The 13083-nt window shown below is 62.7% G+C and carries 12 protein-coding genes; 1 reads left to right on the forward strand and 11 read right to left on the reverse strand.

What is annotated here, in order from left to right; translation table 11 throughout:
- Positions 1 to 107 precede the first annotated feature (107 nt).
- The 7 genes from ACP7AD_RS09515 to ACP7AD_RS09545 all read right to left on the reverse strand — a co-directional run bounded on the left by ACP7AD_RS09515 (position 108) and on the right by ACP7AD_RS09545 (position 6489).
- Positions 108 to 1010: a carbohydrate kinase family protein gene (locus ACP7AD_RS09515; RefSeq protein ID WP_426146593.1), complete on the reverse strand. Its 903-nt coding sequence runs from the start codon at positions 1008 to 1010 to the stop codon at positions 108 to 110.
- Positions 1011 to 1027: 17 nt separating this feature from the next.
- Positions 1028 to 2089 carry a DUF3426 domain-containing protein gene (locus ACP7AD_RS09520; protein WP_426146592.1) on the reverse strand — a complete coding sequence of 354 codons (1062 nt, stop codon included), beginning with the start codon at positions 2087 to 2089 and terminating at the stop codon, positions 1028 to 1030.
- Positions 2090 to 2156: 67 nt separating this feature from the next.
- Positions 2157 to 3047, reverse strand: a complete 891-nt coding sequence (gene prmA, locus ACP7AD_RS09525; protein ID WP_426146591.1) for a 50S ribosomal protein L11 methyltransferase — start codon at positions 3045 to 3047, stop codon at positions 2157 to 2159.
- Positions 3048 to 3179: 132 nt separating this feature from the next.
- Positions 3180 to 4529 carry an acetyl-CoA carboxylase biotin carboxylase subunit gene (gene accC / locus ACP7AD_RS09530; RefSeq protein ID WP_426146589.1) on the reverse strand — a complete coding sequence of 450 codons (1350 nt, stop codon included), beginning with the start codon at positions 4527 to 4529 and terminating at the stop codon, positions 3180 to 3182.
- A 73-nt stretch (positions 4530 to 4602) separates the two neighbouring features.
- Positions 4603 to 5046 carry an acetyl-CoA carboxylase biotin carboxyl carrier protein gene (gene accB / locus ACP7AD_RS09535; RefSeq protein ID WP_426146587.1) on the reverse strand — a complete coding sequence of 148 codons (444 nt, stop codon included), beginning with the start codon at positions 5044 to 5046 and terminating at the stop codon, positions 4603 to 4605.
- 306 nt (positions 5047 to 5352) lie between these two features.
- Positions 5353 to 5889: a TlpA disulfide reductase family protein gene (locus ACP7AD_RS09540; RefSeq protein ID WP_426146585.1), complete on the reverse strand. Its 537-nt coding sequence runs from the start codon at positions 5887 to 5889 to the stop codon at positions 5353 to 5355.
- A 3-nt stretch (positions 5890 to 5892) separates the two neighbouring features.
- On the reverse strand, positions 5893 to 6489 hold the full coding sequence (locus tag ACP7AD_RS09545) for a hypothetical protein (RefSeq protein WP_426146584.1): 597 nt from the start codon (positions 6487 to 6489) through the stop codon (positions 5893 to 5895).
- Between the two features lie 227 nt (positions 6490 to 6716).
- Here ACP7AD_RS09545 and mpl point away from each other — a divergent pair, with 227 nt between their 5' ends.
- Positions 6717 to 8141 (forward strand): UDP-N-acetylmuramate:L-alanyl-gamma-D-glutamyl-meso-diaminopimelate ligase, encoded by a 1425-nt coding sequence (mpl, locus tag ACP7AD_RS09550; RefSeq protein WP_426146582.1) that lies wholly within the window; start codon positions 6717 to 6719, stop codon positions 8139 to 8141.
- A gap of 119 nt (positions 8142 to 8260) precedes the next feature.
- Here mpl and ACP7AD_RS09555 read toward each other — a convergent pair whose 3' ends face one another.
- The 4 genes from ACP7AD_RS09555 to tldD form a co-directional block, all read right to left on the reverse strand.
- A complete protein-coding gene (locus ACP7AD_RS09555) occupies positions 8261 to 9436 on the reverse strand; it encodes a hypothetical protein (RefSeq protein ID WP_426146580.1) in 1176 nt (391 codons plus the stop codon).
- Between the two features lie 303 nt (positions 9437 to 9739).
- On the reverse strand, positions 9740 to 10054 hold the full coding sequence (locus tag ACP7AD_RS09560) for a hypothetical protein (RefSeq protein WP_426146579.1): 315 nt from the start codon (positions 10052 to 10054) through the stop codon (positions 9740 to 9742).
- A 134-nt stretch (positions 10055 to 10188) separates the two neighbouring features.
- The gene (locus tag ACP7AD_RS09565) at positions 10189 to 11310 is read right to left on the reverse strand and encodes a 3-deoxy-7-phosphoheptulonate synthase (protein WP_426146577.1); all 1122 of its coding nucleotides are present in this window, start codon (positions 11308 to 11310) and stop codon (positions 10189 to 10191) included.
- Positions 11311 to 11548: 238 nt separating this feature from the next.
- Positions 11549 to 13075: a metalloprotease TldD gene (tldD, locus tag ACP7AD_RS09570; RefSeq protein ID WP_426146575.1), complete on the reverse strand. Its 1527-nt coding sequence runs from the start codon at positions 13073 to 13075 to the stop codon at positions 11549 to 11551.
- Between the last annotated feature and the right edge of the window lie 8 nt (positions 13076 to 13083).

Consider the following 13083-nt stretch of genomic DNA (forward strand, 5'->3'; position numbering starts at 1 on the left):
TGAAATACCGGTTTTTCTGAATCACGATAGGAACTTAGCTTAGCTGTCGATAAGCTCTGGTTCCTAAGCCCCTAATTTTATAGCTACAAGCGCTTACAGCGCTTGCGCTAACCGCTTATTTGGGCCCAATCCAGCGAATAATTCTGTCCACCCCGGCTGGCGATCTTGCACGCACCCACCCGATTCCCCAGCGCCGCGCAACGAACCAGCGACCAGCCTTGTTCCAGCCCGAACAGCAGCGCCCCGCGAAAAGCGTCGCCGCAGCCGGTCGGATCCACCACCGTGCTGGCCTTTACCGGCGGCACCAGGGTCTTCTCGCCGTCGATCCAGACTTCACAGCCCTCGGCGCCCAGCGTCACCACCAGGCCGCGCACGCGGCGTGACAATTCGGCGCACGACAAGCCGGTGCGGTCGCACAGCATTCGGCCTTCGTAGTCATTGACAGTGACCCAGCTGGCCAGATCGACAAAATGCGCCAGTTCCTGACCGTCAAACATCGGCAGACCCTGACCCGGGTCAAAGACAAACGGAATGCCAGCGGCCTTGAACTGTTCTGCATGCTGCAGCATGGCGTCGCGGCCGTCAGGCGAGATCATGCCCAGCTTGATGTCGCTGCGCGCCTCGATCCGGCTGACGTGGGCCTGCATCATGGCGCCGGGATGAAACGCAGTGATCTGGTTGTTGTCCCGGTCGGTCATGATCATGGCCTGCGCGGTATAGAGATCATCGACCTCGCGGACGAATTCGGTGCTGATGCCCTGCGCCCGCATGCGCGCCAGGTAGTCGGCGCCGTCGTTACCCACGGTCGCCATCGGCAGCGGCGAGCCGCCCAGCTGTTTGAGGCTGTAGGCGATGTTGCCGGCGCAGCCGCCAAACTCGCGGCGCAATGCCGGCACCAGGAAGGACACGTTCAGGATGTGCAACTGGTCGGGCAGGATCTGATCGGCAAACCGGCCCTCGAAACTCATGATGGTGTCAAAGGCCAGCGAGCCGCAAATTACAGAAGACATAAAGTTCTCGATTCAGTTCAGGGATAAAAAGCCAGGATGCGGTAGCCGGCCACTGGAAGAAAGCCGCTTTGCACCGGCGGTGCGGCCTGCTGCGCGCCAGCACTGTCGACTTTTAGCGTCAAGGCGCCAGCCAGCTTCGAATAGGCGGCAAGCGTGGTGGCCGTGGCGCCAAACTCGGCCGGCGTCACCACCCGGCGCACCACGGCTTGGTCCTGGCTGTCGGTCAGCGTGACTTCCAGCGCAGGAATGTCGAGGTCCGCATCGCCGGTATTCGTGAAGGTGAAGCTCAGTCGATAGGCATCGGGGCCAGTCCGGCTGAAGCTGGAGTTTTCAATCACCAGCGATTCAATGCGCCGCAACGGCCGGACTTCACAGCCCAGGGGACGGCACATGGCCTGAAGCCAGGGGGCAAGCTGCGGCGCCTGCGCGGCCAGAACATCCTTTTGCCGCACCGCCCATTGCAGCATCAAAGCGAATGCCAGTGCCAGGCAAATCGCGCCCAGCGCGGTGCGAACCAGTGGCGACTTCCAGTAATCCTTGCGCTGCGCTTCGCGTACAAAGGCCACTTCGGAAAACGCCTGCGAATCCTCTAACGCCGAAGAGGGCTGGAATTCAGGCCCGCTGGCGTGCGGCGCCGAACCGAAGGGTTTGAAATCGAAGCTATCCGCACTGAAGGCCGGCTCATGCCGCTCCTCAATTCCGGCTGAAAATCCGACGGTTTCAGAGCTTGCCGGATGCGCAGGAGCAACCGTTTTTTCACTGGACAAGGGAGTGCCTGAAACGTCGTGACTTTCTGAAGCAGCAAGCTGCATAGGTTCTTTTGCAGCCTCCGGCTCCATCAGTGGAACGCCTGCGGGCACATCGGTGGATTCCGGCGGCAAGGCGGTTTTATCCGCCAATGCTTGCAGCGCGGGCGGCAGCACCCCCGCCTTGCCTGTACCGCCTGGAACCAGATGCAGCGACGCTTCAAACACTTCGCCGCACTGGCCGCAGCGCACCCAGCCTTGCGCTACCCTGAGCTGGTCGGCAACGACCTTGAACATCGTCGCGCAGGCAGGGCAGCGGGTGATCTGGCTCATCGGGCGCAATGGGTAAAAAAAAATTCCGGAGAAAACCCGGGCTTGAGGCGGCGTTACGCAAAGATGCTCAGAACTGCGCCGTCATCAGGATCCAGCCTTCCTGCGCATCATGAACCTTAAGCTGGCAATAAGGCAGGTAGGCTGCCTTCAGCTCATCGGCCTGGCGATCCAGAATTCCGGCCAGCACCAGGTTGCCGCCGGCTTGCACATGCCCGCACAGCAGCGGCGCCAGCACGCGCAAGGGCGTTGCCAGAATGTTGGCCAGCACGGTCTGGTAACTGCCCACGGCCTTGTCGGGCAGGCCGGTCTGCAGCTGCACATGGTTGGACTGGGCGTTGGCGCGGGTTGATTCCACCGCCGCCTCGTCAATATCGACCGCATCAATCTCAAGCGCACCAAACTTAGCCGCGCCAATGGCCAGGATGCCCGAGCCGCAGCCGTAGTCGAGCACCCGGCCCAGTGATTTTCCGGCAGCGCCCTGGCCCGCAATCCAGCGCAGGCACATACGCGTCGTCGGATGCGTGCCAGTGCCAAAGGCCAGGCCCGGGTCGAGCCGGATCACCTGTTTCGCCTGCGCCGGCGGCTCATGCCAGGTCGGCACGATCCAGAATTCCGGCGTGATCTCGACCGGCGTAAACTGCGACTGCGTCAGCCGAACCCAGTCCTGCTCGGGCACGGCCTGGATGGCGACCAGCTGGCAGCCGGCAAAAAAATCCTGCGCCTGCAGCACATTCGCCGCATCGCGCGCCAGCGCTTCGGTGGCAAACAGCGCCACGATGCGCGAGCGCTCCCAGCCCGCCTTGGGCGGCGGCATGCCGGGTTCGCCGAACAGCGCCTGCTCGGCAGGCGTATGGGCGTCGGCGTCCTCGACCGAAACGCTGAGCGCATCGAGCGCGTCCAGCGCGTCGCTGAGGGTTTCCACCTCATCGACAGGCGCCAGCAAAATCAGTTCAAACATGGTGTATCTCATTGAAAACGGGATATGCCGGATTTCCCAAGCCAGGGCCGCGGGGCTGGCTTTGCCAGACCGCAGGCGCAGCGGCCCCCTCGGGGGGCAGGGAGCCACACGCAGTGGGCGACCGTGGGGGCTTCATCTCTCACGCTTTGACAGCCACTCTTCAAGGTAGTGGATGTTGGTGCCGCCGCTCATGAACTTGGCGTCCACCATGAGTTCACGGTGCAGCGCAATGTTGGTGTTGATGCCTTCGACCACGGTTTCGCCCAGCGCGGCACTCATGCGCGCCAGCGCCTGCTCGCGCGTGTCGGCATGGACAATGATCTTGCCGATCATCGAGTCGTAGTTGGGCGGTACGAAATAGTTCGAATAAATATGCGAGTCCACGCGCACGCCTGGACCACCCGGTGGATGCCAGTTGGTGATGCGCCCCGGCGAAGGCGTGAACTTGTACGGGTCTTCGGCATTGATGCGGCATTCGATCGAATGTCCCTTGATCTGGATGTCACGCTGGGCAAAAGGCAGGCGCTCGCCGGCCGCCACCATGATCTGGGTGCGAACAATGTCGATGCCGGTGATCCATTCGGTGACCGGATGCTCGACCTGGACCCGGGTGTTCATCTCGATGAAGTAGAACTCGCCGTCTTCGTAAAGGAACTCAAAAGTGCCCGCGCCCCGGTAGCCGAACTTCTTGACCGCCGTCACGCAGCGCGCGCCGATGCGCTCGATCAGCTTGCGGGGAATGCCGGGTGCCGGTCCTTCCTCGATGACCTTCTGGTGGCGGCGCTGCATGGAGCAGTCGCGCTCGCCGAGCCAGACCGCGTTCTTGTACTGGTCGGCCAGGATCTGGATTTCGATGTGCCGGGGGTTCTGCAGGAATTTTTCCATGTAGACCTCCGGATTGCCAAAGGCCGCACCGGCCTCGGCCTTGGTGGTCTGCACGGCATTGAGCAGCGCTGCTTCGGTATGCACCACGCGCATGCCGCGTCCACCGCCGCCGCCAGACGCCTTGATGATGACCGGGTAGCCGATCTGCTTGGCCACGCGCTTGATGAAGGCCGGATCAGCCGGCAAGGCGCCTTCTGAACCCGGCACGCAGGGCACGCCGGCTTTCAGCATGGTCTGCTTGGCCGACACCTTGTCGCCCATCAGGCGGATCGACTCAGGCGAAGGGCCGATGAACTTGAAGCCGCTTTTCTCGACCCGCTCGGCAAAATCGGCGTTCTCGCTCAGGAAGCCATAGCCGGGGTGAATTGCCTCGGCGTCGGTCACCTCGGCGGCCGAAATGATCGCCGGCATGTTGAGGTAGCTCAGCGCCGAAGGCGCCGGCCCGATGCAGACGGCTTCGTCGGCCATCTTGATGTATTTGGCCTCGCGGTCGGCTTCGGAGTAAACCATCACGGCCTTGACGCCGAGTTCACGGCAGGCGCGCTGGATGCGCAGGGCAATCTCGCCACGGTTGGCGATCAGAATTTTTTTAAACATGCGTCGAATTACCTGGTCTGGCCGATGGGGCCTGCGTTACGGCCGGTCTGGCGATAAAGGGCAACAGGCCCGCTCACTCAATCATGAACAGGGGCTGGCCGTATTCGACGGCCTGGCCGTTTTCGGAAAGGATTTTCGTGACCGTGCCCGACTTGTCGGCTTCGATCTCGTTGAGGATCTTCATCGCTTCGATGATGCAGACCGTGTCGCCTTCCTTGACCACGCTGCCGATTTCAACAAAGGGATTGGAGCCAGGGCTCGACGAGCGGTAAAAGGTGCCGACCATCGGCGACTTGATCGCATGGCCGGCAGCTGGCGCCTCGGGCGCGGGGGCTTGCGGGGCCGCTGCCTGGACCTGGTGGCCGGGCACCATGTTCATGGCGGGCTGGTGCATCATCATCGGAACGCCGCTGGACTTGACAATCCGCACCTTGCCTTCGGCTTCCGTGATTTCAAGCTCGGACACATTGGACTCTGAAACAAGGTCGATCAGGGTTTTGAGTTTTCTTAGATCCATAGATTCTTTCCAACGGAGGTGGAGCCTGGCGTGCGGCTTTTGGACGCGCGGTCTGAATGAAGAGCAAGATGGCGCAACAGGCCAATCTTTTCTCTTTATTCGCTTACTTTCTTTTATTTCGCTTTACAGCGCCTATCGGATAAGGATTATCCGGCAACTCAGGGTGCCTTGGCGTCGAAAAAGTCCAAAGTGTACCTCAAGGTGTATCCGGCAAAGCCACCCCTTCATGGGCGCCGAGGCAAAACCCGGTGTGGTCAAAACCAACCGGCCAGCGAATCCGAGGCCCCGCGCGCGCCTATCCGGCGATCAGACCAGATGCGTCCACTGCACCAGTTCTTCTGGTGTCACCTTGCCGGTCTTGCGATGAAGCAGCACGCCGGAGGGGCTGAACACCACGGTAAAAGGCAGGCTGCCGGACTTGTTGCCGAGCGACTTGCTCAGTACCGTTCCGCCCAGACCCGCCATGCCGACGGGAAAATTCAGCGGACGGGCCTGCAGCCAGGTCCGCACCGCGCTGGGCTGGTCAACCGCCAGACCCACGATTTGAAAATTTTTGTCCTTGTTTTCCTGGTAGAAAAAATCCAGCAGCGGAAGCTCTTCCACACAGGGCGGACACCAGGTGGCCCAGAAGTTGACCAGCAGCAGCTTTCCGCGAAAACTCTCCATGGACAGGGACTTGCCGTCAGGCGTGTCGAAACTGGCAGCCCAGAAGACATCGCTCACGACCTTGTCCGGCAGGCCGCTCAAGGCCTCGTGCGGCCGAAATTTCCACCAGGCAGCGCCGGCACCGGCCAGGGCGGCCGCGGCGGCAACGCCGCCATAGAGCATGTTTCTGCGATTCACTGGTCAAGCTCCAGAAGTGATGGACACCAATTTTTGCACGGCAACCAGGCCGCCGCGCGGCGTGCGGCCTTTGGCATCGGGCCGCAGGGCGCCGCGCAGGTCGTCATGGTCATAGACCATCAGGTGAACGCCGATGTTTTCTTTCAGCGCCGGGCACAGGCTGCTCAAGGAAAGCGCCTCGACGCTGCCGCCGGTAAAGCCGGTCACGCTGCGCGGTTCGTAATCGACGTTGTGCTCGACCAGCGCGATTTCAGCCGATTTCGGGTCGTCGCAAAACAGCTGGATGTAGATGTCGGACAGCCGGGTCGCCGTGCCGTGCCAGACCGCGCCGGCCAGGTAAGGCCGAAACAGCGCCAGGCGCTGCATCCACACCAGCGCCAGTTCGCGCAGCGCGGCCAGTTCGGCAGGCTGGGTGTCGGCGCAAAACAGTTCAATGTATTCGCGCACCGCGTCTTCCATCTCGCCGTTGTCGGGCAAGGCGGTGCGCGCGGGCAGGGCCAGCTGCTTGAGCGCGCGGCGTTTGGCCGGGCCGTATTCCAGCCCTTCTTCCACCACCAGCGCCGCAGCCGTGGCGGCAATTTCAGATTTGAGGGTATTCAATGTCAGGATCGACTGGCGCTAAAGCCAGAAGCGAAGTCAGGTGATCAAGGTTTGCGGGAAAGCGCAAAAGCAATTGTGCCCAAATTAGGGCCGCCACCACGCCTAAAGTTCACCAGAATCCGTAACCGCTATCAAATAAATAGCTACTTACGCAGGCAGAAATTGCGCTGGAACCATTTTTTCCTTAAAAAATAGCCCCTTGCCAGCGCCTACTTAAAATACCGGCGATGCACATACATATTCTGGGAATCTGCGGGACTTTCATGGGCGGCCTGGCCGCGCTGGCGCGCGAGGCAGGGCACAAGGTGACGGGTTGCGACACCGGTGTCTATCCGCCGATGAGCGACCAGCTGCGCGGCCTGGGCATCGAGCTGATCGAAGGCTATGGCGCCGACCAGATGGCGCTGGCGCCCGATGTGTTTGTGGTGGGCAACGTGGTGTCGCGCGCGCGCCTGCCAGACGGCAACCCGAAATATCCGTTGATGGAAGCCATTTTGAACAGCGGCCAGCCCTACACCAGCGGCCCGCAGTGGCTGTCGGGCCATGTGCTGCACCACCCGACGCACCACGCCACCGGCCCACGCCATGTGCTGGCGGTGGCCGGCACGCACGGCAAGACCACCACGACCGCCATGCTGGCCTGGATTTTGGAATGCGCCGGTCTGCAGCCCGGCTTTCTGATCGGCGGCGTGCCGCTGAATTTTGGCGTGTCGGCGCGGTTGGGCATGGGCAACGCCTTCGTCATCGAAGCCGACGAATACGACACCGCATTTTTTGACAAGCGCAGCAAGTTTGTTCACTACCGCCCGCGCACGGCGATTTTGAACAACCTCGAATTCGACCATGCCGATATTTTTGATGACCTCGCGGCCATTGAGCGGCAGTTCCATCATCTGGTCCGCACCGTTCCTTCGCAGGGCCGGGTGGTTGTCAATGCGAACGAAGCCAGCCTGCAGCGCGTGCTGGCGCAGGGCTGCTGGAGCGAACAGGTGCCGTTTGGCGGCAGCTTGGTGCACGACGGCTTCAGCGCGCTGGGCGAGCCTGGCGACTTCAAGGTGCTCAAGGCAGGCGTTGCCGTCGCCCGGGTGCAGTGGGGCATCAGCGGCGTGCACAACCAGCTCAACGCCCTGGCGGCCATCGCGGCGGCCGAGCATGTGGGCGTGGCGCCCGAACTGGCTGCCCGGGCGCTGGCGTCGTTCCAGAATGTCAAGCGGCGCATGGAAGTGCGCGGGGCGGTGCAGCGCGCAGGTGGCGAGATCACGGTGTATGACGATTTCGCCCACCATCCGACGGCCATTCACACCACGGTCGATGGCCTGCGCCGCCAATTGAACAGCGCAGGGAAAGGAGCCGAACGCATCCTGGCGATTTTCGAGCCGCGCAGCAACACCATGAAGCTCGGCGCCATGACCGCGCAACTGCCCTGGAGCCTGGCGCAGGCTGACTTGGCGTTCTGCCATGCCGGCGGGCTGGACTGGGATGCGCGGGCCGCGCTGGCGCCGATGGGCGAACGCGCCCAAGTGGCAGACGACCTGGAGCAGCTGCTGGCGCAGGTCAGCGCCGCTGCCCGGTCCGGCGACCATTTGCTGTGCATGAGCAATGGCGGCTTTGGCGGGATTCACGCGAAATTGCTGGCCGCACTGGCCGCCTGAGGCCCTTGCCAATCAACGCCAATTTGCTATTAAAAATATAGCTATTAGCACCCGAGCAGCCTGCGCAAACGGCCTAAAACACCTAAAACTTTCGAACTAGCCAGGTCCTACGCTGCCGGTCAAAAAAAGTTGGTCTCACGCATCATCTTGGCCTGCTCTTTCAGCCAGCGCTTGAAGCCTGCGTCGTCCTGCACCAGCGCAATATCGGCTTCCATGAACGTCAGCTCGTCCTTCAGGTCTTTCGCCTCCTGTTCAAGCTGGCGCCGCAGCGTGGCGGCTGTCGGCGCCTGGTAGAACCCCAGGTCGAACTCATCCTGGAGGTGGCGTTGCCGGGCAAACAATTCGCGCTCCAGTTCATCGGCCTGCTGCTTGAGCAGCAAACTCATGGCGGCGATGCGTTCCTCGGGTTGCTGCAGCATGCCCTGCATGTCGGCCTGGGCAATGCGCAACTGCAGGTGCAGCAGGGCCATCAGGTCCTGCTTGGCATAAGCGGCGTTGGCTTCGCTCATCAGCGCGGTTTTTCGCTGGTGCTCGGCCGGGTCGCGCTCGCGGTCGGGGTGCAGCGCGCTGGCCAGCTGGCGGTAGACCTGGCGCAGAACGGTGTCGGCGTCTTCCTGCTGCTGCGCGGCCTGTTGCTGGGCTGGCGTGGGTTTTTTCTTTTTTCGTCTGGCCTGAGCCGCCTCGCGCTCGGCCTCGTCGGCCTGCATCGCTTCATGCAGGCGCTCGTGGCCGGCGCGCATCACGGCTTCCAGCGGGTCCAGCGAATCATCCTGCGCCTGCATGTCAAGCGGCCCGCCCAGCGCTTGCTCCATCATCGAACGCATCAGGGCGGCCTGGTCTTCTTCCTTTTGGCGCAAGGTGCGCGCGCTGCGCTGGTCGTGCAGCGCGGCCATGGCCTTATCGCCAAAGGCCGCCAGCGTTTCGCACAGGTCGCACAGGATTTCCAGGCCGTTGCGTTTCTGGGTCGGCGTCACGCCCTTGCCCTGCAGCCGCTCGTCCAAGGCCAGCGCCATGCGCCGCATCAGCGCCCGGTGCGCCTCGCGCAGCGGCTCCAGCGTGCCCTGGTAGAGCGGGCGAAAGGCATCGGCCAGCGTCTGCATTTCCGTGACCTGGCCTTCGAGCTTGTCGATTTTTGCCAGCAGGCGGTTAAAGCGCTGCTGCGCGGCGGACAGGCGCGGCCCGCCCTTGCCGCCATCGAGCCGCAGGGCGGTGCCGGCGGTTGTGGCAGCGGCGGTCGGTGCGGCTTCGGCGAACAGATCGGGCTTGGGTTTTGATGAGGCCTTGGCTTTTTTCATGGTGTGGGTGTCAACAAACGGAACCAGGGAAGAATATTGTTCTGCGTCCGGTAGTGGCCAATGGTTAGCATGCTGGCCGCGCACGAGCCGAAAAGCGCCAAGCGACGGGGCGCGTTGCTGGCATTCAAGTCGCAGCGTGGGATAGCAAGGTGAACCGACGGCCGCCGGGTAACTGGCAAGGTCAGTGCACCCACCGCTATTTTTTTAATGATTTATGGCTTTTGCGCACTACGCGCCTGCACAATCAGCTATTTAATTCATAGCAAAAAATCTTGCAAGCGCGCCTGCGCCATCAAGCCCGGCTCAGTAGCTGATGCTCAGGGCCGTGACGTCGATGTTCACCATGGGCCGGCCCAGCGCCGTGGTGGCCGCGCGGGCAAAGGCCTGTGCCCATTGGGCATCGGCGAACTTGACCGGACCGGCGGCCTCGGCCACGACCACGACTTTGTCGGCGGTCAGCAGCTTGCCGGTGGGCCGCAGCGGCTCGCAGCCCATCTGGGTGAACTGCTCGTCGAGCCAGCGGCGGGCCGCCTCGGAGGGCATGGGCTCCAGGTCGTCATGCAGTTCAATTTGCACAGGGAGCTGGTTCTTGAAGGTGACAGTGACTTCGCTACGCATGAGGGTTTCCTGTAAAAGTGATGACGAATCCGGCACCAGCCTCAGCGCCGCGCCGTATCGCGGTCACTGAAAAGGGCAAAGGCCCGGCAGCTACCCGCCGGCCCTGCCATGGGCAGACCGGCGGGCACAGTGCATCATTTTGCCCGACGCGCCTCGACGGCGGCTGACAGGGACGCCAGCATGGCCTTCGAATCGTTCCAGCCCAGGCAGGCATCGGTGATGCTGCGGCCATATTCGAGCGCCCGGACGTCGTCCTTGCCGGCGGTAAACTTTTGTGCGCCAGCCGTCAAGTGGCTTTCGACCATCAGGCCGAACACCTGGCGCGAGCCGCCCGCGACTTGGGCGGCAACGTCGCGCGCCACGTCCATCTGCTTTTCATGCTGCTTGGAACTGTTGGCATGGCTGCAGTCGACCATCAGCGTCGCGGGCAGGCCGGCGGCCTGCAGCGCCGTGCAGGCAGCGTCAACGCTGGCGGCGTCGTAGTTGGGAGCCTTGCCGCCGCGCAAAATGACGTGGCAGTCGGGGTTGCCGTTGGTCTGCACGATCGCGACCTGGCCATTTTTGTGGACCGACAAAAAGTGGTGACCGCGCGCCGAGGCCTGGATGGCGTCGGTGGCGATGCGGATGTTGCCGTCGGTGCCGTTCTTGAAGCCGATCGGTGCCGACAGGCCCGACGCCAGCTCGCGGTGCACCTGGCTTTCGGTGGTGCGCGCGCCAATCGCGCCCCACGAGATCAGGTCGCCGATGTACTGCGGCGAAATCACGTCGAGGAATTCGCTGCCGGCGGGAACGTCAAGGCGGTTGATGTCGATCAGCAGCTGGCGGGCAATGCGCAGGCCTTCGTCGATGCGAAAGGTTTCGTCGAGGTAGGGGTCGTTGATCAGCCCCTTCCAGCCCACCGTGGTGCGGGGTTTCTCGAAGTACACGCGCATCACGATTTCCAGCGTTCCGGCGTATTTCTTGCGCTGCTCGGCCAGGCCTCTGGCGTAGTCGAGCGCGGCCATCGGGTCGTGGATCGAGCACGGGCCAATGACGACCAGCAGCCGGTCGTCGGTGCCGGCCATGATGTTGTGGATGTTCTGGCGGGTTTCGGTGATCAGCGACTCGACCGCCGTGCCGTTGATAGGGAAAAAGCGGATGAGATGCTCGGGAGGGGGAAGCACGGTGATGTCCTTGATGCGTTTGTCGTCGGTCTCGCTGGTTTTTTCGACGCTCGCATACCAATTTGGTCTGGCGGGGGTGGCTTTGGCATTCATCACGGGCTTCCTTGTTTAAGATTTCAAAACGGAATCAAGCAGTTTCACGAGAGCGGCAAATCGGGGGCGGGCAAAAAAAAACCGCCGGGTGGCCCGGCGGTTTTTGGAGATTCGCTGCGTTTTCTGGTGCTTACGCGAGAGTTTCTCTACCGCCGAAGGCGCTTGAGAGCCAAAAGTAAGCAAAAGAAAATGTCGCGGAATTCATCTGAAGAAATGTAGCACAGCTTGAAAAATCATCTTAAGCGGTGCCGCCCACGGTCAGCCCGTCAATCCGCAGCGTTGGCTGGCCGACGCCGACCGGCACGCTCTGGCCTTCCTTGCCGCAGGTGCCGACGCCGCTGTCGAGCCGCATGTCATTGCCGATCATCGTCACGCGGGTCAGCGCATCGGGGCCGTTGCCGACAATCGTCGCGCCCTTGACCGGGTAGAGGATCTTGCCGTTTTCAACCCAGAACGCTTCGCTGGCCGAAAACACGAACTTGCCCGAAGTGATATCGACCTGGCCGCCGGCGAAGTTGCTGGCGTACAAACCCTTTTTGATGCTGGCGATGATTTCCTCGGGCGCCTTGTCGCCGCCGAGCATGTAGGTGTTGGTCATGCGCGGCATCGGCACATGGGCATAGCTCTCGCGCCGGCCGTTGCCGGTGGGCTTGACGTTCATCAGCCGCGCATTCATCGAATCCTGGATGTAGCCCTTCAAAATGCCGTCCTCGATCAGCACGTTGCGCTGGCTGACGTTGCCTTCGTCATCGACATTGAGCGAGCCGCGCCGGTCGGCAATCGTGCCGTCGTCGAGCACCGTCACGCCCTTGGCGGCCACGCGCTCGCCGATGCGGCCCGAAAACGCGCTCGAACCCTTGCGGTTGAAGTCGCCTTCCAGTCCGTGGCCGATGGCTTCGTGCAGCAAGATGCCGGGCCAGCCGGAGCCCAGCACCACGGTCATCTGGCCGGCTGGCGCGGGGCGCGCATCCAGGTTGGTCAGCGCCGCGTTGACGGCGGCATCGACGTACTCGCCGATCTGCGTGTCGTCGAAATAGGCCAAGCCAAAACGGCCGCCGCCGCCACCCGAACCGACCTCGCGCCGGCCTTTTTGTTCGGCGATCACGGTCACGCTCAGACGCACCAGCGGGCGCACATCGGCGGCCAGCGTGCCGTCGGCGCGTGCCACCATGACCACGTCGTATTCGCTGGCCAGCCCGGCCATGACCTGCACGATGCGCGGGTCCCTGGCCTTGGCGAGCTTTTCGACCTTGCCAAGCAATTCGACCTTGGCGGTGCTGTCGAGCGTGGCAATCGGGTCGAGGTCGCGGTAGAGCGAGCGGCTGGTGGCGATCTTGCGCGCCGGCGTCTTGACGCGGCCGGACTGGGCGGCGGCCGAGATGCTGCGCACGGTGCGCGCGGCGTCCAGCAGCGAGGCTTCGGAAATATCGTCGGAATAGGCAAAGGCGGTTTTCTCGCCGCTCACCGCGCGAACGCCGACGCCCTGGTCGATGTTGAAGGAACCGGTCTTGACAATGCCCTCTTCCAGGCTCCAGCCTTCGCTGCGGGTGTATTGAAAGTAAAGATCCGCATCGTCCACGCCGTAGGAAGTGATCTCGCCCAGCGCCCGGCTCAGGGCACCTTCATCCAGGCCAAAGGGCGCCAGCAGCAGCTTCTGGGCAATGGCCAGCCGCTCCGACGTGGAATCCTTGCTCGGCCGGGCCGGCGGGCGCCCGGAAACATTGGTTTGGCGAACGGAGGCGGCGGCGGATTTGAGTGAGATCATCCAACGAT

It is taken from the genome of Polaromonas sp. DSP2-3-2b2 (assembly GCF_049895905.1).
In the GTDB taxonomy this organism is placed as follows: domain Bacteria; phylum Pseudomonadota; class Gammaproteobacteria; order Burkholderiales; family Burkholderiaceae_C; genus Polaromonas.